This is a genomic window from Schleiferilactobacillus shenzhenensis LY-73 (assembly GCF_000469325.1).
Lineage (GTDB): Bacteria > Bacillota > Bacilli > Lactobacillales > Lactobacillaceae > Schleiferilactobacillus > Schleiferilactobacillus shenzhenensis.
The window spans coordinates 1-567 of record NZ_KI271641.1; the positions used below are offsets into that span (position 1 = coordinate 1).

The window sequence follows — 567 nt, forward strand, 5'->3', positions numbered from 1 at the left end:
TTTTCCAAGATTTTGTACGTCTCTATCCATTTTCGCCACCTTCATGAATTATTGGGGGTTAATTGTCAGAAACGGCAAAAAATATTGATCAGATATGATGGTCATATTATTGGTGAGGCTATTAATGTTGGTATTCACATCAATACCGGTGAGCGGCTCACGAGTAATTGCCTGGGTGTATGCGTGTCTGAGGCGGTGGATAAAATGCTCGGTGTCAACCTGCATCCAAACAGTAACGTAGTACTCGATAACGTATTCCAGAAGGTTAGTGACGATGAGCATCAGGCTGCCAAACACAAACGCATTCATTTTCTTGCCCAATAGGTTGTTGGTGACGTAAACCGCCAAGTAGCTCGTTCCCACGGTGACCGCAGCACCAATCAGCATCACCAAGTTAAGCAGAACATACCTGATACGATGCTGCTTCCAGTATTGTAAAATTGCCGTCATTTTTGTTCACCTGCCCAGTTGTGTTCACGCATTGTTTCTGTCAAGGCATTAAATACCTGTACCTGGATAATGCACAGTTCAAAATAAATGCGGCGTAACCCGTTGGGCTGCGCCGCC

1 protein-coding gene is annotated in these 567 nt (G+C 44.8%); it reads right to left on the bottom strand.

Going from position 1 to position 567, the window contains the following annotated elements:
- Positions 1-48: 48 nt before the first annotated feature.
- Entirely contained in the window at positions 49-450 is a 402-nt protein-coding gene (locus L248_RS14965; RefSeq protein ID WP_040537190.1) for a hypothetical protein, read from the bottom strand.
- Positions 451-567 lie beyond the last annotated feature (117 nt).

What these genes read in the sequence shown, in the direction of transcription:
- L248_RS14965 (WP_040537190.1), bottom strand. Translation starts at nt 450, where the DNA reads ATGACGGCAATTTTACAATACTGGAAGCAGCATCGTATCAGGTATGTT.